The organism is Peribacillus sp. TH27, assembly GCF_016650915.1.
Classification (GTDB): domain Bacteria; phylum Bacillota; class Bacilli; order Bacillales; family DSM-1321; genus Peribacillus; species Peribacillus butanolivorans.
This window is the reverse complement of the sequence record NZ_JAEKEV010000001.1, coordinates 82,871-101,877: the sequence shown is the minus strand read 5'-3', so window position 1 is coordinate 101,877 and position 19,007 is coordinate 82,871. Positions and strand designations below refer to the sequence as shown.

The window sequence follows — 19,007 nt, the reverse complement described above, 5'->3', positions numbered from 1 at the left end:
CTCGAACTAACCTCTTTTTATGTTCGGGGATAAGAAAGAACGCTATATAATTCTATCAAACACGATGTCACGTTATCATTTTTCATTACTCACACTTTATAAATTCTCCTTACACGGTAATATTAATCCTTCGATATTATTGAAAACGAAAAAAGTATTTTATTCTCAGAACAATTTACAAAATTTATGACCAGAAATAACGGTATTTTTTTAATATTCGAAAATAACTTCGGCGGATATTGTAGCTTCATCCTTTATTGAATTCATTATCACCCATCCTTATATTTTCGATATTTCCTTTCTGCAATAGTCACATTCTCACCCCTAAGACAATTGCACTAAAAACAAAAGTTTCAATAAAAGGTTTATACAAATAACAGTATAATAATCTTTTAGTAGAATTTTGAAATTATTGTATAGGGGGATTATATATGCATAAGTTTATTATAATTATATTTACTATAATGATGCTCTATTACCAGTTACACTCTTAAAGAGTTATATTTTGTCAACTTTTTTATTGGGTATTTCAATTATCATTTTTACTATTGGCTTAAAAATACCCAAATTTCAAGAAAACCCTGTCTTTATTTTTCTCATAAGAATCTTATTATTATTTATTATTATGATGATTAGTTTAAAAAGCATTAAGGTAATAAGCATTGAACTATATAAAATTACTGGTAATGAATTAATAGAGAAATACATCATTATTCTTTTTTTAGTCATTGTAATTGTCTTTTTCATTTTGATTTTGATTGATTTAGGTTATAGAATAATAAAAAATATTTCAGAGCCGGGACAAAAAACAAATATTTTGATCTTACTAGGTTTTCTGGTAGTGTTACTACTAGCCCCTAATTACCTTTTTGGATTGTGTTATAGCTTAGTATTAGCAACTTTCTATGACATTCAATTATCCCCCTTTAAGGGTTTCTATTTAACTTTTGCAATAAGTTATTCATTACCAATTAATGACGAGGAGCTTTCAAACACAATTAAAACATTCAATAAATATTTTTCTTTACAATTTATACAAATTGTTCATATTACACTTTATAAAATCATTGATCTTACAGTAATTGCAACTATCATAAATTATATTAATGATCTGTTGAAACGTAAGCGATAATAAAACCAATAATAAAACCAATAGTTAAACAGAAAAAGACACTTCAAATAGTGAACTGCACCCTAATTGTAGTTTGTGTCTAACAATTGGGGTGCAGTTCATTTCTTCCATATATTTAATCATATCTTTCATTGCATTATACGCCGTTAAAACTCCACCTGATCAATATCTAAATAAACATTGGTAAGCCTAAGGGTTGGAATTGCCCGCTCCTTAAGTTCGTGATCGTCTTGGGAGGAATAGAAAATACACAAAGGTCCTTTAGTTTACATAATACTGATTTCTGGCAATCAAGAAGCCTTCGAATTTAATAGAATTCGAGGGCTTTATAATAACATATATATATTACTGTTTGTTATATTATGGAGCATCCACTTAAACATTTCATGTAGTCAGAGAGCGAATCACAGCATAAGAATCTTATTGTTAGTTCATATCTTTTAAATTTCATTTTTATATTGAGGATTCTTATAATAAAGCATAAGAGAAGCGAAGAAAATAATAGAATTACTTTTTTCAGAGTGTTAAATACTAATAATTGAAAAAGAACCATCATTCTTAAGTATATGCTTATCTTTACATGCATGATATCTTTTTTGTTCGTATAATGGAATAAAGGGGAATCAAGATGAGTCTAATTTACAAGAAGAAGGAGCAGATTAATTCTGTGGAACCAAAAGGCGAAGAAATAAAGAATTTAGCATTAAAAGTCAAAGAGATTATTCAATCTTCAGGATGTCAAAATGAAGATGTAATCTTTCTGTGTATTGGTTCAGACCGATCAGTTGGGGATTCATTAGGCCCTTTAGTGGGGACAATGCTTAAAGAACACACGGTGCCTTATCGTGTTTACGGCACTTTGGAAAATCCCGTTCATGCATTTAATTTAGAAGACACGTTGAAAGAAATTAAAAAACAATTCAAAAAGCCTCTTATTTTTAGTGTGGATGCTTGTTTAGGGGATCAAAACCAGGTCGGTTATGTTTTCTTGAAGGATGGACCTCTTGTCCCAGGGAAAGCTTTAAAAAAAGTATTGCCGGAAGTGGGAGACTATCATATTACAGGAATGGTCAACTATATAGATCCGCTGCCAACCATGCAATTTTTAAATGATACTCGTCTATACACGGTTATGAACCTTGCGAAAACAATCGTAAAAATCATTACTCAAGCGACCGGCGAGACTTCTGGAATTAAATAAAAGAATGGGCTGAGCCAAAACCACTAATAATAATTAGTTTTGGCACAGCCCTACTTTGTTTAAGTTCGAAAAATATTAGATAACATTATACTTAAATAATAGCCCCTGTCAAGATAGCAACAATGATAAGGACTAATGAGCAAATTAGAGCCCATTTAAATGCATACCGCTGTAGTTCCCCGATATCTGTCTTTACCATCCCTACTAGTAAAAGAGTCGATGCCACGAGAGGACTTAAGAAATGTACAGGCTGGCCCAGTACGGAAGCTCTGGCAATTTCTAAAGGACTCACTCCATAAGCTGCTCCTGCTTCGGCAAGAATTGGCAAAACGCCAAAGTAGTAAGCATCATTGGATAAAACGAACGTAAATGGCATGCTGGTGAACGCAACGACCATCGGTAAAAAAGAGCCTAAAGAATCAGGAATGATGGCCACTAATGAATTTGCAATGGCGTCGACCATTTTCGTACCCGAAAAGATCCCTGTGAAAATACCAGCCGCAAATACTAATGTGACAACGGTTATAGCGTTTCCTGCATGTGACACGATTCGCTCTTTTTGCTGTTCTAGATTAGGGTAATTAATGATTGAAGCAAGCACAAACCCGATTAGAAACAACACAGGTACCGGTACTATGCCCATTACAAGAACGACCATAACCGTGAGCGTCAACAAAAGATTGACCCATATTAATTTAGGGCGCTTTAAATCGTCTTGTATGGCGGAAGCTACCGCTGCTTCAGCAAGAGCTCCTTTCATTTCAGGTGCAGCTTCGATATTAACAACGCCAATCCTTTTGCGCTCTTTTTTCCCAAGTACATAAGCGGTAAAAAGAATAGCTGCAATTCCTGCGAATAGTGTTGGGATAATCGGGACAAAGAATTCATTTGCATCGAGACCTAAAGATGCTATTGCTCTTGTTGCAGGTCCTCCCCAAGGAGTCATACCACTCATAATACTGACAGCCAACATAGAAATAGTTCCAAGAATAAGTGGATTCATACCAAGTCGTAAGTAAAGAGGCAGCATAGCGGAAATCGTAATCATATGAGTCGTGGTACCATCACCATCTAAGGCAACGGTCATTGCGATTACTGCTGTTCCTATCGCTATTTTAACCGGATCCCCTTTTACGATTTTTAACATAGTTTTAATAAGTGGATCAAATAATCCAGCGTCAATCAGAACTCCGAAAAACAAAATAGCGAACAATAGCAAAGCGGCTGAAGGTGCGACAACCTTTATTCCATCGAGCATCATATCTCCGAGCTCTGGACCAAATCCGCCAATTAATGCAAAGATAATTGGAATGACTACAAGAGAAGCAACAGGTGATAACCGTTTAGACATGATTAAATAAGTAAAGACAACGACCATTGAAATTCCAAGTAACGTAAGAATATGAATCCCCTCCTATTAAAGAAACCGCTTACAAGTCAAACGAAAAGTTTGAATAGTTAAAAAATATTATATAATATTTTCTGTTTCCCTGTTTCTTTGTTTTCTTTTTTTAGAATAGTTCATATCGTTAAATAAGTGAAATACATATTTTTTGTACTTTTTCGAAAAAAAAACTTATAATCCATTTTATATTAAATTAAGAAATCGAAAAAGCACAATGAAATTGTCAATAATTCATTGTGCTTTTTCGTTAAAGATTGGAATTTTTATTCAGGAAATCAATAAAGTTTTTCACAGTAGAGAGTTTTAAAGAATCCTGGTTATACATTAACCATGTATTTCTTAACACCGGCTTCCCATTTTTGTAGGATAACCCGTATGTATGCAAGTTATCTGAAGGCTGCAGGCATATTTCCGGCAGAATAGAAACACCAAGATCATTTTTGACCATCTCTTTGCACGTCTCCTGCCGATCTGTTTCCATAGTTACAAATGGTGGCTCCGGGAATCTATCATGCCACCAGCCATTTATTAAGTTTTTTAAAGAACTGTCGGTTTTATAATTTATGAATGGAAGTTCTGGCAAGTTATCCAAGTCTACCTCTTTCTTAGAAATTAAACAAAGTCTTTCTTTATGCAGTAGCGATTTGATTCCATACCATTCATAGTTTCCACGAAGAATGCCTAATTGAACACTAGAGGAATCCAGAAGATGCATGATTTCTGTACTCCAGCCTGTATTCACATTAAATTGTACATGAGGATATTGTGTTGAAAACTTTTTCAATATTTCTGGTAGTTTATATTGGGCAAAGTTGCTGGAAACGCCAAGCCTTAAAGTTCCTCTTACCTCATTTTTCATATTCAGCATATAATCTTTCGTTTTTTGCAACTTTTTCACCATTTCTTCCGCATAGCCCGCTAAATGTATCCCTTCGGAAGTAAACTCAATGCCTCCTTTTATTTTGAAAAATAAGTTCGTGCTAAATTCTTTTTCTAAATTTTTAAGCCGATACGTTAACGCCGGCTGCGATATATATAAACGCTCTGCGGCACGGCTAATGTTTTTTTCTTCATATAGTATCCTTATCGCAATCCAATCTTTTTCGTCCACTTAACCATCTCCCACTTTTAGATTATAAGTTTTTTTATCATTTTTATTAAAAAAATATGTATTTTACTTATTACAGAACTTATCATACTATATTCCCAATGGAACCGGTAGTACTATAAATATTGGGTTGAGAAAAGGTGGTTATACAATGAAAGTACCAGTAGTTGTAATGCGCGGCGGGACAAGTAAAGGTGTGTTCCTTAACTTTGAAGATATGCCTTCGAATCGCTCACACTGGGAAGGTTTCTTACTTGACGTGATGGGCAGTCCGGATCGGAGACAGATTGATGGTCTTGGAGGAGGGAATTCATTGACAAGTAAAGCAGCGATTATCAAAAAATCGGATTCACCAGAATTCGATGTGGAATATACATTTGCGCAGATCAGCATCGATAATCAAATGGTTGATTTTAAAGGAAATTGTGGTAATATTTCATCTGCTGTAGGACCTTACGCAATTGAGCACGGAATAGTTCCGGCAAAAGAACCTGTTACAACAGTGAGAATTTTTAACTCGAATACACAGAAATTGATTATTGCAGAAGTAGAGGTTGAAAATGGACAAGTGAAAACAGAAGGTAGCTGCTCAATTCCAGGCGTGCCTGGTAAAGGATCACCTATCTATCTTTCATTTACTCGTGCTGAAGGAGCAGTCACAGGAAAACTATTCCCTACAGGAAATCCGATTGACATGATTAAAACGAAGGATCGACTGATTCAAGTTTCAATTATTGATGTTGCTAATCCACTTGTTTTTGTAAGGGCACAGGATATTGGTCTAAACGGAAGCGAATTGCCCACTGAATATTCACAGGAAAAATTAAATGAACTAGAAGAAATCCGGTCGATAGCAGCTGAAATGTGTCAATTTTCCGATAAGAAATCAGCAACTGTCCAATCTCCTGCTGTGCCTAAAATGACTCTAATTGCTCCTCCTATGGATTACGTCGACCTAAACGGATCGGAAAGAAAAGCGTCAGAGATGGATTTGATGATCAGAATGATGTCGATGCAAAAGCCCCATCAAGCGCTTGCTATTACAGGAGCAATCTGTGCAACTGCAGGAGCTTACTTACAGGAAACGATTTTATCTGAGATGGTGAACATCAAACAGGAAATTTTTCGATTAGCCCACCCGGCGGGGATAATGGAAACAAAAGTTGATTTTTTGGCAGGACACATACGCGCTATTAAAGTGGTACGCACAGCGAGAATCATTTTAGAGGGTTACGTGTACACGAAAAAAAATTACGAGCTTTCCTATCAATTAGCTTGATTTGAATTGATTTGCAAATTACGCAAAAAAAAATTATCTATCACTTGGAGGATTTGCAATGTGGGTCATCACTGTCTTTTTAAAAGGAAATATTAAAATTTTTGAATTTGACACAGAAAAAGAAGCGAAAGCACTATTCAAAAATATGAAAGGCACTAAAATTCTTTCCGAAATAGTTTACTTCAATGATCCTTGTTTTTTATAAGTGAGTTTTCAATAGAGCTCAGACTCTAATGTATCTCCAACTAACCGATGCCTACAAAATTCAATAATAAAATAGGGTTGAGAATAGATGAAAATTTTCCTGGGGGAGCGATTCACCCTTATACAATTTAGGATATAGATACTGAATCCAGATTTTCATGGTTACTAGAGTATTAAACAAAAGGCTCTGTTAAATTTAAATGTTGATTTTTTATATAATAAATTAGGGGAACCTTCATTTGTCAAGGTTCCCCATTTTTTTTTAGCTAATGCCCCCGTTTGTCCAACAAGGGGAAAGAACGACTGCCCCTATAAAAGACAGCCGTCCAGTCTGAAATATCAGTGTGTTTAGTTAAGCGGAAGTGTTGCTATATATATGTCAGCATATCGTCTGTTTATTTGATTTTCTCCGCCAACTCTAAAATAATTCCCTCTGGACCACGAACGTAGCATAACTTATAACTTTCTTCATATTGCTGTATTTCACTAAAGATTTCCGTGCCCTTCTTTTTCAATTTTGCAACAATAGCTTCAATATCTTCAACAGCAAAGCAAATATGTCGGATACCCAGCGTATTTGCAAAAGGTTGCTGAATATCTTTTTCATCTGATGGCGTATAAAATTTGACTAGCTCTATCCATGCCTGACCATCTGGCATCCCCAATCCTACACATGCCGTTTTAACATCATTAAGCCCAACTATTCGGTCCAACTGTTCTCCACCCAATTCCCATTCCGCTTGCACTTCAAGTCCTAAATCAAGAAAAAACGCTTTAGCCTCTGAGAGATTATTTACGTTTATACTCACATGATCTATTCTATTGATCTTCATATCTCATACCTCCTTGAGATCAAGTGCTCATCGGAGAATTATTCAACAAACTTATTGCAAATTCCTGTCACGATTGTTAAATAAGCACTATACAGCGAATTTTGATAAGCGTAAACTATCGTAAGTATCTGTCATTTCAAAGACAAATGATGATAATAGAAAATCTTTAATATTGTGCTTTGTGTTTTCGTTACAGCGGCTATCGACAAACAAAAACCAGGCTAGGTAGTTATCAAGGTACTTCGTTGCGACACCTTTAAATCGGTTTATGAATTGTTTCAATCGGGAATGGAGACCATTAACGTTTTGAATATGATATAAGCCCTTAATAACGTGTTTACCATCGTTTGATTTAATTCTGTTATGCTCAATGCCTTTTTTCTTTTGCATACGTTTTATAGGCTCTCCAAGCATCTATTACAAGTACATTTTCGGGTGTCAACTTTGAACCAATCATTTTTTCAACTTTCGTCTTAACAATACGCCCCATACAAGATACTTTTGAAACAGTCGCTTTTGTACGATCTCTAGCAACAAGAACACAAACCTGCTCGTGGCTGATTCCTCAGTGTTTGGAGCTGCCGCCACGTTTACGGGGTTTTCTACCAGTAATGTCACGTTGACCTTTTTGAGAGTATAAGAAATAGGTCTCATCGACCTCGACAATACCCTCAAATTGTTCAAAATCGATTTGTTTAAGAGCGTTCAAGAGCTTGTGTCTCCAATAAAAAAGCGTAACCCAAGTAACCCCTACGATTTCAGCCGATTTTCGTAGAGAATAGCCTTTGAACATACAATCAACAAATGTAATCCATTCGTTGTCTTTACGAGTGCGGAACAAAACGGTATTTGTTGTGTCTGTAAAAGTCTTCCTGCAAGATTTTTGTATTTCCCGAATCGAACAGCACAGAATTACAGTGAAGGCACTCAAACCCATCTTTAAAGCGAGTCTCCCTCATTTCATTGATTAAACGTCCACCGACAGAGGAAGAAGGATCAACATAACGTTTTACCCATTGATAGACTTGTTCTTTTTTTGTAAGGGTTAATTTATCAATGTGATTTAATAAATTGCTAAACGCCTTGTCCATCCTTATAACCTCCCCGAATACTTGTTCCTATATTAATTATATAAGGGAATCAGGGAGGTTTCAATTATCAACATTTACCTTTAACACAGCCAAACAAAAAGAAAACTAATTGTTATCTTTCATCCTTGTTATAGGGAAAGTATCCACAAACCAAGCCATTATTTATTGACTGGCCGCCCTTTTTCACAGGCTCAATTTTAGCATCAATCGAAGCATAGGAAGAACACCTATATATTATAATCATACAAAATAATTGATAACTGGTAACTGTTGATAAGTCAGCACTGACTTCATGCGCGATAATGCCCAGCTGATCTATTCAGCTGGTGCTAAAATCGAATAGCTATAATAGAGGAAAAATCATATTGTCAGCCTATCAGGACGCCTAAAGCTATACAATCACTACATCTGAAAAAACTGCAATAGATAAACTGTTACTAAGGTTGACTAAAACTCATATCCCTATATGATATGAGTTTTAGTCAATGCATAAAGACTTTTAATATTTGAAGTACCAAACAGCCAAGAACTTTTTTAAGCCTTGGCTGTTTTTTATTCTTCTATTTAATGTATCCCTAGAATTTTTGGACACATTCTTATCTAATTAACTATGCAAGGAAAAGACTCAATGATTATTGATCGCTTCAACCTTTTCTTGAAAATAGTGGGCTGCGGATGAACCAGCTAATTTTCCAAAGACTGCTCCAGACATTAACCCGGATCCACCAGGATAGTTTTCATAAAAAATCCCCCCAATCATTTCACCAGCCGCAAAGAGACCTTTTATCGGTTGTTCTTCTTTGTTTAACACATGACCCGTAGCATCTACATGCAAACCACCGAACGAGAAGGTGATTCCGCACGTTACAGGGAAAGCATAGAATGGCCCTTGCTCAATTCGAAGTGCCCAGTTGGATTTAGGAGGGGTAATTCCTTTCGTTCCTTTGCCATCTTTCTCTGCGGGTCTATACTCGCCATCTTGTACGGCACTGTTATATTCTTCGATCGTTTTAAGGAATTGTGTTTGATTGACCGGCAGGAAACTAGCCAACTCTTCAAGTGTATCTGCTTTATAAATAGTCGCTTCTTCAAGGTCATATTCTTTACGCAGCATCGGGCGTACCTGTGCATCATAAATTTGATATGCCACATGTCCAGGCTGTTTTAATACCTCACGGCCGTATTTGGCATAGGTGTAATTTCGCAAATCTGCTCCTTCATCAACAAAACGTTTCCCTTCATTATTAAGCATGACGCTGTACGGATAAGAATGCTTTTTAAAAATATCTCCCGGCTTCGTGAAGTCTCCTACTTTTGGCGCGTTATAATCTGTCCCAATCGAATGACATCCAGACCACTGCCCAAATTTTTGAGCCCCGACTGCCATAGCCATGGAGATGCCGTCTCCTGTGTTGAACTCGGTTCCACGAACAATCGCCGCTTCCCATTCTTCACCAATATTTTCACTTCTCATTTTCTTATTGGCTTCAAAGCCGCCACAAGCCAAAATCACACCGGATGTCTGAACTGTTACCATTGTATGATCCTTCTCAACAACGACACCCGATATTGTGTTATTCTCTGATACAAGCTCCACAGCACGTGAATCGTACCAAACGTCGATGCCAATTTCTTCTGTCCGCGCAAAGAGCTGTCTCATTAAGCCAACGCCTTTATCTTCCGTTTTGATAGGCAGTCCTCCCCAGAAATTGCGCTTGCCATCTTGTACGAAAGATTGATTTTCATAATTCAATTCAAATTTTATTCCCTGATCACGCATCCACGCAATTGTTTCATACGATTTAGTAACTAGCTGTTTTGCTAATTCAGGATTACTTTGTCCACCTGTTACTCGCATTAGATCATCTAAATAATCAGATTCAGCGTATTCAGGCATAACAATTAACTCGGCTTCTACGTCTGTTAATTCAGGTATTACTTTTCTGATTGCGTCTAAATTATTGTATGCAACACGTATGGCTCCATCTGTGAAGAAAGAGTTTCCTCCACGCTTTTCCACTGGTCCTCGTTCTAATACAAGAACTCTAGCACCGCCCTCTTTTGCTGAGATTGCGGCACATAAAGCTGCGTTTCCTGCCCCTACTACAACTACATCATAATTTTGTGTATTTTCCATTTTTACCCCTCCTGCTAAGTAGTGATAACTCTTCATGTAAATAATAAGTGAAAATAAAGAATAAAAATAATATTGTTTTTTTATTTATTGACATAAAAAATTTTTATGATAAATACTAGAAATACTTAGTGAGATTATTGATTTACACAAAAAAAGATAGATTTCTTTCATTCATTAGTTGTATTATACTTTTAGAAATCAAATAAATTATTGCTATTTTTAATTACCTATAAATATTTTTTATGAAGAAAGGAGAAAAATATTATGGATGAAAAAGACTGGCATATATTAATTACTCTTCATGAAGAAAGAAATATAACAAAGGCAGCACAACGACTATTTATTTCGCAGCCAGCTTTAACCTACCGTATAAAACAGCTAGAAAAAGAATTTAAAACAAATTTAATCTCTAGAGGAAAAAGAGGTATCGAGTTTACTGTTAAAGGCGAATATCTGGTTCAATATTCAAGAGATATGAGTAACCAGTTACGAGATGCAAAAGAACATATTTCAAATTTGGATGAAAAAGTAAAAGGAACTTTACGTTTGGGTGTATCTGGCTTGTTTGCCCGATATAAACTTCCAGTATTATTAAAAGAATTTCTAACCCTGTATCCAGATGTTGAAATTAGTTTGAAAACTGGATGGAGTTCTGAAATTCATCAAATGCTTAAAAAAGAAGAAGCACACCTAGGGATAGTTAGAGGTCCTTACAAATGGCAGGAAAATAAAGTGTTATTTCAAGAAGAAAAGATTTGCATTGCTTCCAGTAAAAAAATTGAATTAAAAGATCTTCCTTTTCTTCCTAGAGTGAATTATCAAACAGACCAATCGTTAAAACTAACTATTGAAAACTGGTGGCAGGAAACATTTACAGTACCACCTAAGGTTTCAATGGAGGTAGATCGGATAGAAACATGTAAAGAAATGGTTCTTAATGGTTTAGGATATGCCATTTTACCAGAAATCTGTATTAAGAATGATGAACCACTGTATACTTTCCCCGTTGTATTAAGCGATAATAGCTATTTGCTTAGAGAAACTTGGATTTTTTATCGGGATGTCACTATGGATTTGGCTCAAGTAAAAGCATTTATTGATTTTCTAAATGATTCTAAACAAAGGAAACAAGACGAAACGAAATAAATCTAATACAAAGGAAGAGAATTAATATGAAAAAGTGGGATTTAAATAGAGTAAGCAGGGGAATCCAATTATTAGCTGCAATCGTAACTGCTTTTATTGGAGGCGGCCTTTTCTCTCTTATCAGGTTGCCAATCCCCTGGCTTCTAGGTCCAATGGCAGCCCTATTAATTACGTCACGCTTCAAAAACGTTAAATTAATTTGGCCCGTTTCGATTAGAAATACAGGATTAATTATTGTAGGTTATTCAATTGGCATCTCCTTTACCAAGAGCTCATTTTCTGACATGATTAGTCACCTTCCCTCAATGTTGATCCTTACAATTTTAATTGTCCTTGTGTGTGTATGTTCGGCTTTTGTCATGTCAAAACTTACCGGTATTGACTATCCTACCTCCTTAACAAGCAGTATTCCTGGAGGGTTGTCACAAATCGTTGTGTTTGCAGAAGAAATGAAAGGGATTGATATTACAACAGTAACCTTTTTCCATGTTACAAGAGTGATCATGGTTGTTTTCTTAGTTCCATTTTTAATTTCCAGTCCCCTTTTTGCATCGGAAAGTACCAATGGCTCATCTAGAATAATGGATAACGTTATTCCACAGTGGAGTGAATTATTTCCACTTATCTTTCTGTTCGCGCTTATTTGTTTTCTCGCAGCAAGAATAGGTAAAATAATCAAATTACCAGCTCCTTACTTTTTAGGACCAGTAATCGTTACTGCTGCAATAAGCCTTTTTGGTTTGCAGGGACCCCCGCTTCCCCCTTCACTTCTTGATATATCTCAATTTATGGTTGCCGGTTATATCGGTTTACTATTAAAACCGGAACAACTCGACAACAAAAAGAAAACCATATTATTGGCTTTGATGAACGGGCTAATTTTGATCTGCGCAACAATGTTTTTCAGTTTTCTACTGACCCAGTATTATGATTTATCATCTATTACGGGTTTTTTAAGTTTAGCCCCTGGTGGAATGGATCAAATGGGAATCATTGCACATGAAGTCAATGCTGATGTATCTACTGTTACCAGCTATCAACTATTTCGGTTGGCTTTTATTTATATCGCCGTTCCTCCATTACTAAGATTGGTATTAAAATTAAGTTTAAGAAAAAAAGACTAACAGTAATTCAGTAAAACTAAATGTTAAATAAAAAGGAGGGATCTTTGCTCAAAGGCACTGAAAAAGTCTGATTCATAAAGAAAAGAAGATCATCATCTATAATTTAGATGATGACCTTCTTTATAAAACTAAATGTAGCATTTAAATTTAAAATCTATAGTTATGAATCACTTTTCCAGTGGCTTTCATTGCTTTAGTCTCCATTCTTTTTTAAAGAATAAATTATTTTGATAACAATACCAAAAAAATATGTATTTAACTTATTGCTCTCTCTGTATTAACCTTTAATAAAGAAAAGCGCATAAGCATAGTGTAAAACTTATTAATCTACCAGTCTCTTTCTGAAAATTCGCAAATTATTTCTAAGTCATCCGGAGATTAATTGAAAGCGCATTCAAAATTAGGGAGGGGATTTAATAATGTTTCTTACAATTTTAGGTACTTCTATGGTTATCGTTTTTACCTATTTAATTATGTCCAAACGTTTATCACCCATTGTTGCTTTAACTTTAGTTCCGATCGTGTTTGCAGTAATTGGTGGTTTTGGGAGTAAAATTGGCACTATGATGATGGAAGGCATTAAGCTAGTCGCTCCTTCTGCTGCTCTATTATTATTCGCCATATTATTTTTTGGTATTATGATAGACACGGGCTTATTTGACCCACTGATCAAAAAATTATTAAAAGTTGTCAAGGGAGATCCTGTTAAAGTTTCGGTAGGTACCACAATTCTTGCATTACTCGTTGCCCTAGATGGAGATGGAACAACAACGTATATCATTACTGTTTCAGCTATGTATCCACTTTATAAACGAATCGGTATGAATCCATTGGTTTTAGCCACAGTAGCCATGCTAGCTTTAAGTGTTATGAGTGGAATGACCCCCTGGGGTGGACCTGCTACACGGGCAATCGCAGTATTGGGACTTGATGCATCCGAATTTTTCGTCCCACTTATTCCAACCATGATCTGTGGTGCTCTTTGGGTTATTTTCGTCGCATTTATTTTAGGAACAAAAGAACGTAAACGACTGGGTGTAATACACATAGAAGAGTTAAATATTGAAATAGCTGCTACTGTAGAAAATGAAGCCACTGAGATAGTCCCACACATTGACATTAAACGTCCTCATTTATTGTGGGTTAACTTATTCATTGTAGTAGGCATTATGGTCATTCTTATTATGGGATTGGTACCTTCTCCTATTTTATTTTTGGTCGGTTTCGCTATTGCTTTAATGATTAACTACCCCAATCTGGAAATGCAAAAAAGTCGCATCTTAGCACATTCTGGAAACGCATTGATTGTTGTTCTGTTAGTTTTTGCGGCAGGAGTATTTGCAGGAATCTTTTCCGGTACAAAAATGGTTGATGCTATTGCTAATGGACTGGTTTCGATAATACCTGCTTCACTAGGTCAATTTTTTCCTGTCATTGTTGGCATTACAAGTATGCCATTCACTTTCGTTTTATCGAATGATGCCTATTATTTTGGAGTTCTCCCTATTCTTGCAGAAGCAGCTTCAGCCTATGGAATCAGTCCGTTAGAAATTGCTCGGGCTTCTATATTGGGACAACCCGCTCATTTAATGAGTCCACTTGTTGCATCAACCATTCTATTAGTTGGTATGGTTGATAAAGACCTTGGAGAATATCAGAAATTCGCATACAAATGGGCCATCTTGACATCGTTAATCTTAACAGTATTAGCTATAATTAGTGGTGCCATTTCTTTTATGTAAATTATAAAAGTCCTTGTATACTTGTTTGCAAGGACTTTTGTGGCATTTTTCAGCTAGATAGTTTTTGATACAACTTTGTTGACAGGTAAAGTTCTATGTTTATAATTTCAGTCGATTTATTTAAAAAAAGACCCTATTAAGGTCTCAATGATTGTGATTGATTTAAGAACCCTCTAATTTCATCAATAGGTTCATGAAAAAATTGAAATGATCCAACGTTTGCAGTGATAACCGGTGTTCAAGTCTTGCTTTGTTTTCATTTCCTCCCCTCCATTCCTTTATGTCCATAATTGAAACCATTAAATAAGATTGGAAAACTGAAGTATTTACTGATATTATGTGGATCTGTTGATAAGAGAATGTCAAATCCATGAGCAGAAATTGGAACAGCTGGTTAAGTCCATACCTTTCTACATCGTTGAGTATGTTGACAATAAATTGGATACCCGGCCCCCCTTCTACCCTTTTGAATTACGTTCTTGATTATAATTATTTTTGGAGTGGCTGATAGCTGAGAGCATTGCTGAGCAGGAGCATATTAAAGATATCCCCCTGTCAGTGCTGGAAAAGTTAAAGTTGATCGAAGCTCAATCCTTTATCAAATTTTTGGAACGGAGAAATATCCCTATCAATAAGAAGGAAACAAAAAAAGCCGAAAAGGTATCCGTCAATCGGGAAATTTCAGCATTACGTTCCCTTTTCAAGTATTTAACGACTCAGTCAGAAAATGATGACGGCGAACCTTACTTCTATCGAAATGTCATGTTGAAAATTGAAGTGAACAAAGTAAAAGAGACTTTGGGGGCCAGTGCTTCGAGAATATCGGCAAAGATTTTCCACAATGATGAGGATGCTCGGTTTCTTGAATTCGTGATGCATAACTATGAAAAGGAGCTACCTGAAAGGTCCATGAAACTTATTTATTTTAAAAGGGACCAGGAACGTGATTTTGCAATTTTATCCCTCTTCTTAGGAAGCGGCATCCGGGTGAACGAGTTATCCAAATTAAGGCTATGAGACTTGGATTTTGAAGATAAACAAATACACGTATTACGTAAGGGTGGAAAAAAGGATGTAGTGGCAGTCTCACCTCCGTTGATGCAGGACATAAAAGACTACCTAACTGTGCGAACGGAACGTTATAGGGGCTCAAATGATGATACGGCCTATGTTTTCTTGACTAGAGTGAATGATGGAGCCACCCCTCTTTCCAACCGCGCCATCGGGGCTCTAGTAAAGAAATACACGAAGGCATTTAAGTCCAATAAGTCGATGTCGCCACACAAACTGAGACATACCTATGGGACAAACTTAATGGAGCAGTCAGGAGACATCCATTTACTGATGACTTAACTTGGTCATACTTCAACCACAACAGCTGCCCTCTATACTAACCCTGAGCAGGAGAAGGCTAAAAAGGCTGCGAAACAGCTGGGAGAGAGAGAAGAATCAATTTTCGTGAAAATGATTAAATGAAAAAAGAGAAGATTTTCTAGTCTTCTCTTTTTTATATTTAAGTGTAACTTCGGAAATTTTCATTGATTTGGAAAAAGATCCTTTATAAAATATTTATTAAATGCGAAAGCTCAAGATTAAAAAAACGTGCAGAAGGGTAGTCATTAGATTGCCTTTTTCGTAGTTTACAATTTTATTAGTTAACATAAGATAAATTATAGGAAGTTAATAGTACACAAAATAATCTGTCTCAAAATGACAAGTAATCTTTTTGTAGTGAGACGGAATTAGAAATAATTTTACATTTTATTGAATCAATTTCTTTTATTGTCATGTATAATTGGGGAAACTCCAACTACGGTTTTTTCAGGACTCCGTAGACAGAAAAAACCTCTAGGTATATCTTAGAGGCTATTTTCATTAGTATCTCATTGCCACTAGTATTCTTATATTTTGAGACAAAAAAGAATTTTACACTAATTGATATTCTTCTTAATGTACATCTTCTGTTGAAGGTGTATCTGCTTTAACTATAGTGATATCTATTGATTTATCAGCTTGTTTAGCCTTTTCTTCCGCATATTTAAGTGTAGCATTCAAGTTTTAAATTATATTTTTAGCTGCAGCAAGCTCTTTAACCTTTGCGTCATATTCAGCTGTTTTGATGGCCAACTGATCCTTATGTCCTGATGATTAGCTGTTTCAGTATTCAAGTTTGTTTCCAAATCTGCGAAAGCTTTGGGTGCAAATTTGAGATATTTAAATATAAGCTATGTTAATCGTTAATGTTGATATTTTGATAATAAAAAAGAATGCCTATATATAGGCATTCTTTTTTATGACCATTTTTCTTCATCATCAATCCATTGATTATTTTTTAACTCATATGATTTAGTATCATCGTGGAAAACAAAGAACGATGGTAAATTCAATATATCCCCACCTGATTTTTTCCAACATTGACGAAACCAATCTGTAAACGCTTTTTGTTCTAAATCGTATATTGCTGGATAGTTTTCTTCGTAAAAATTATCAAGAAAATCATCCAATGAATTGTCGATTAACTGATAGTATGTAACATCAGGAACTATATCAACACTACCTGCAAAAACTGTTGTGTCATTACCTTCATAGAAAACTTCGTTAGCTTCTCTATTCATAGAGAACATCCTTATTGAAATTTCAAAATTTGTAGGCTCAATAAATGCGGTAAAATCCAACAAATCTATTTCAGAAAAATAGTTGTATGTAATGATATTTTTAAGGTTACCTACTAACAAATCTGAATGTTTCTCAAGGTTAGCTTTAATAGAATCAATATAATTATCGATTGTTAACATATTTTATGGTCTCCTTCTTTAATGCCTTATTCAAACAAATGACCTGCTATTATGAAGTTACTAAGCTAAATTTTCCTTACGGAATCCATATCTATATAAACCTAGAAAGAAAGGATACATTATGATAAGCGTGAAAGCTGTAACGAAAATCATTCCCCCTACTCCAAGTTCTGAATCATTAAGCACATCCAACATTGTGTATGCAAGCACTTCAATTACAGTTATTATAAATACGAATTTCCAGAATGACTTTGATAACAATTGTTTGTTATATACATAACCAAATAATCCAATTGTGGAAATAATACTGATAACAGTATCCGTAGCTTCTATCACAGGACCATGAACCGCTTCTACAAACAATGAAGCTATCGATATAGCTATAATTAGCCAAAAGTAAATTTTCCAGAGCATTTTTTACACTTCCCTACTAATTAAAATGAACCTCTCAATTTTTCCATTTCTAGTATATCAAACCAGCCTAGTAAAATGGGCTTATTTTTAAAATAATCCCGGTTTCTTGAATTCGTGAAGCATGATTATATCCCTATATTTGGCCAAAAGAAAAAAGAGTAGATTTTCTAGTCTTCTCTTTCTGTATGTGTGTATAGAAATGAATACTAATACCTATAATATATGTTATGTAAACTAAAAAAGTGTAATAAAAAAGGAGCCTTAAATCCCCTACTCTATTATTGCGCGGGTACTGCATCAGGATATAATTTTAGAATCGAATACGTGTCTCATAGCTTAAGGGATTATCCAATGTGAATCGATTATAGACGTCAAACCTCACATACAAATACAAACGAAGAAATGCAGAAGAATACAGCCGATTGATTTGATGATCGATTCTGGACATAATGGACAAAAAGGATCCCTAGAGCAAGCCGTGGAATTCTCATATCTTTTAAAAACAAATCTAGGCAAATCTGAAAGTCCTTACCGCCACTTACTAATACATGCTCTTCCTCAACTAATTCTTCTATAACCGTTCATTTTCTTTTTGTTACCATTCTCTACACTCCTTTAAGGTTAATTAAAGTGGGTAGCACACGATTATAAGACACGACCAAAACAAAAAAGGATTGCGTGTTCAGTCATTAAGACTAAACTCACGATCCTTGTTGTATAGCAGAAAAAAGCGGGTTTTAGTTAAAAATTGATACCGGTGGCCGGGGTTGAACCGGCACTCCAGAGGAACACGATTTTGAGTCCCAATATATTCCATAAAAGCTATATTTTCAGTCCTATCAACGGTTGTTGAAAAAACTCATTTTTTTAGTAATACGATTACTGTTAATTATGCCTTTACTTGGTATTACTCGTCAAGGTTCAAAATCTTTTCTTATTAAATTTTGCTAGCCCTAATTGTTTATATTGATTGATAAGTAGTGCTTCATATCTTCTAGCATCTTCTTCTTGTTCAAACTCAGCTACAAATTGATATTCAAGCAATCCATCCTTCATAAGCTCTCTATGTTCCGAGTTTCTTCTATTAGAATATCTTCTGCATCTGTACCATAGCCCACTACCTACATAAATAACTTCCCCATCAAGCCAATGTTCATAAACAATAAATTTATTTACTTTCCTTAGTTCATTTGGATTAATTCCATACTTTTTTATAAGCTGAATTATCTTCTGAAAAGATGCTCCATAAATTTTAGCGATATCTTGGTTTGTCATTTTGTCTGATAAATGATGAATTAGTTGTTCTTCAGTTGGTAGCAAAAAAATCACCTCAAATTTCTTATATCAGGTGATTTTTAAATGTAAAATAAAATTTTGATTTTATAAAAAAAATAAA

At 35.2% G+C, this 19,007-nt stretch carries 16 protein-coding genes and 1 pseudogene; 9 read left to right on the top strand and 8 right to left on the bottom strand.

Going from position 1 to position 19,007, the window contains the following annotated elements; all coding sequences use genetic code 11:
* Positions 1–505: 505 nt before the first annotated feature.
* Positions 506–1,132, top strand: a complete 627-nt coding sequence (locus JFU24_RS00545; RefSeq protein ID WP_201249263.1) for a hypothetical protein — start codon at positions 506–508, stop codon at positions 1,130–1,132.
* 628 nt (positions 1,133–1,760) lie between these two features.
* Positions 1,761–2,333, top strand: coding sequence for a spore protease YyaC (yyaC, locus tag JFU24_RS00540; RefSeq protein ID WP_201225515.1), 573 nt, complete (start codon positions 1,761–1,763; stop codon positions 2,331–2,333).
* A gap of 91 nt (positions 2,334–2,424) precedes the next feature.
* Here yyaC and JFU24_RS00535 read toward each other — a convergent pair whose 3' ends face one another.
* Positions 2,425–3,735, bottom strand: coding sequence for a CitMHS family transporter (locus tag JFU24_RS00535; protein WP_201225641.1), 1,311 nt, complete (start codon positions 3,733–3,735; stop codon positions 2,425–2,427).
* A gap of 250 nt (positions 3,736–3,985) precedes the next feature.
* On the bottom strand, positions 3,986–4,849 hold the full coding sequence (locus JFU24_RS00530) for a LysR family transcriptional regulator (protein ID WP_201225513.1): 864 nt from the start codon (positions 4,847–4,849) through the stop codon (positions 3,986–3,988).
* A gap of 148 nt (positions 4,850–4,997) precedes the next feature.
* Here JFU24_RS00530 and JFU24_RS00525 point away from each other — a divergent pair, with 148 nt between their 5' ends.
* Positions 4,998–6,125: a 2-methylaconitate cis-trans isomerase PrpF family protein gene (locus JFU24_RS00525; protein WP_201225511.1), complete on the top strand. Its 1,128-nt coding sequence runs from the start codon at positions 4,998–5,000 to the stop codon at positions 6,123–6,125.
* A 58-nt stretch (positions 6,126–6,183) separates the two neighbouring features.
* Positions 6,184–6,330 (top strand): hypothetical protein, encoded by a 147-nt coding sequence (locus JFU24_RS00520; protein ID WP_201225509.1) that lies wholly within the window; start codon positions 6,184–6,186, stop codon positions 6,328–6,330.
* 394 nt (positions 6,331–6,724) lie between these two features.
* Here the strand turns inward: JFU24_RS00520 and JFU24_RS00515 are convergent, their stop codons facing one another.
* The 3 genes and pseudogenes from JFU24_RS00515 to tcuA all read right to left on the bottom strand — a co-directional run bounded on the left by JFU24_RS00515 (position 6,725) and on the right by tcuA (position 10,390).
* Entirely contained in the window at positions 6,725–7,162 is a 438-nt protein-coding gene (locus JFU24_RS00515; protein WP_201225507.1) for a VOC family protein, read from the bottom strand.
* 87 nt (positions 7,163–7,249) lie between these two features.
* A pseudogene (locus JFU24_RS00510) lies at positions 7,250–8,253 on the bottom strand (IS1595 family transposase).
* A gap of 625 nt (positions 8,254–8,878) precedes the next feature.
* Entirely contained in the window at positions 8,879–10,390 is a 1,512-nt protein-coding gene (tcuA, locus tag JFU24_RS00505; protein WP_242485222.1) for an FAD-dependent tricarballylate dehydrogenase TcuA, read from the bottom strand.
* Positions 10,391–10,654: 264 nt separating this feature from the next.
* Here tcuA and JFU24_RS00500 point away from each other — a divergent pair, with 264 nt between their 5' ends.
* From JFU24_RS00500 to JFU24_RS29875, 5 genes are all read left to right on the top strand, one after another.
* Complete coding sequence (locus JFU24_RS00500) at positions 10,655–11,536, top strand: LysR family transcriptional regulator (RefSeq protein WP_201249262.1); 882 nt, start codon at positions 10,655–10,657, stop codon at positions 11,534–11,536.
* 26 nt (positions 11,537–11,562) lie between these two features.
* Positions 11,563–12,660, top strand: coding sequence for an AbrB family transcriptional regulator (locus tag JFU24_RS00495; protein ID WP_201249261.1), 1,098 nt, complete (start codon positions 11,563–11,565; stop codon positions 12,658–12,660).
* A gap of 419 nt (positions 12,661–13,079) precedes the next feature.
* A complete protein-coding gene (locus tag JFU24_RS00490; RefSeq protein ID WP_201249260.1) occupies positions 13,080–14,402 on the top strand; it encodes a CitMHS family transporter in 1,323 nt (440 codons plus the stop codon).
* 495 nt (positions 14,403–14,897) lie between these two features.
* Positions 14,898–15,419 carry a hypothetical protein gene (locus JFU24_RS29880; protein WP_242485221.1) on the top strand — a complete coding sequence of 174 codons (522 nt, stop codon included), beginning with the start codon at positions 14,898–14,900 and terminating at the stop codon, positions 15,417–15,419.
* Between the two features lie 3 nt (positions 15,420–15,422).
* On the top strand, positions 15,423–15,755 hold the full coding sequence (locus tag JFU24_RS29875) for a tyrosine-type recombinase/integrase (RefSeq protein WP_242485220.1): 333 nt from the start codon (positions 15,423–15,425) through the stop codon (positions 15,753–15,755).
* 938 nt (positions 15,756–16,693) lie between these two features.
* On the opposite strand, the gene JFU24_RS00480 is transcribed toward JFU24_RS29875, so the two are convergent.
* From JFU24_RS00480 to JFU24_RS00470, 3 genes are all read right to left on the bottom strand, one after another.
* Positions 16,694–17,197 (bottom strand): hypothetical protein, encoded by a 504-nt coding sequence (locus JFU24_RS00480; protein ID WP_201249259.1) that lies wholly within the window; start codon positions 17,195–17,197, stop codon positions 16,694–16,696.
* Positions 17,198–17,257: 60 nt separating this feature from the next.
* Positions 17,258–17,611 carry a hypothetical protein gene (locus JFU24_RS00475; protein ID WP_201249258.1) on the bottom strand — a complete coding sequence of 118 codons (354 nt, stop codon included), beginning with the start codon at positions 17,609–17,611 and terminating at the stop codon, positions 17,258–17,260.
* A gap of 921 nt (positions 17,612–18,532) precedes the next feature.
* Entirely contained in the window at positions 18,533–18,931 is a 399-nt protein-coding gene (locus JFU24_RS00470) for a hypothetical protein (RefSeq protein ID WP_201249257.1), read from the bottom strand.
* Between the last annotated feature and the right edge of the window lie 76 nt (positions 18,932–19,007).

Excerpts from the sequence above, each read along its gene's own strand:
- yyaC (WP_201225515.1), top strand. The coding sequence starts at position 1,761 with ATGAGTCTAATTTACAAGAAGAAGGAGCAGATTAATTCTGTGGAACCA.
- JFU24_RS00525 (WP_201225511.1), top strand. The coding sequence starts at position 4,998 with ATGAAAGTACCAGTAGTTGTAATGCGCGGCGGGACAAGTAAAGGTGTG.
- JFU24_RS00520 (WP_201225509.1), top strand. The coding sequence starts at position 6,184 with ATGTGGGTCATCACTGTCTTTTTAAAAGGAAATATTAAAATTTTTGAA.
- JFU24_RS00515 (WP_201225507.1), bottom strand. The coding sequence starts at position 7,162 with ATGAAGATCAATAGAATAGATCATGTGAGTATAAACGTAAATAATCTC.
- tcuA (WP_242485222.1), bottom strand. The coding sequence starts at position 10,390 with ATGGAAAATACACAAAATTATGATGTAGTTGTAGTAGGGGCAGGAAAC.
- JFU24_RS00500 (WP_201249262.1), top strand. The coding sequence starts at position 10,655 with ATGGATGAAAAAGACTGGCATATATTAATTACTCTTCATGAAGAAAGA.
- JFU24_RS00495 (WP_201249261.1), top strand. The coding sequence starts at position 11,563 with ATGAAAAAGTGGGATTTAAATAGAGTAAGCAGGGGAATCCAATTATTA.
- JFU24_RS00490 (WP_201249260.1), top strand. The coding sequence starts at position 13,080 with ATGTTTCTTACAATTTTAGGTACTTCTATGGTTATCGTTTTTACCTAT.
- JFU24_RS00480 (WP_201249259.1), bottom strand. The coding sequence starts at position 17,197 with ATGTTAACAATCGATAATTATATTGATTCTATTAAAGCTAACCTTGAG.
- JFU24_RS00475 (WP_201249258.1), bottom strand. The coding sequence starts at position 17,611 with ATGCTCTGGAAAATTTACTTTTGGCTAATTATAGCTATATCGATAGCT.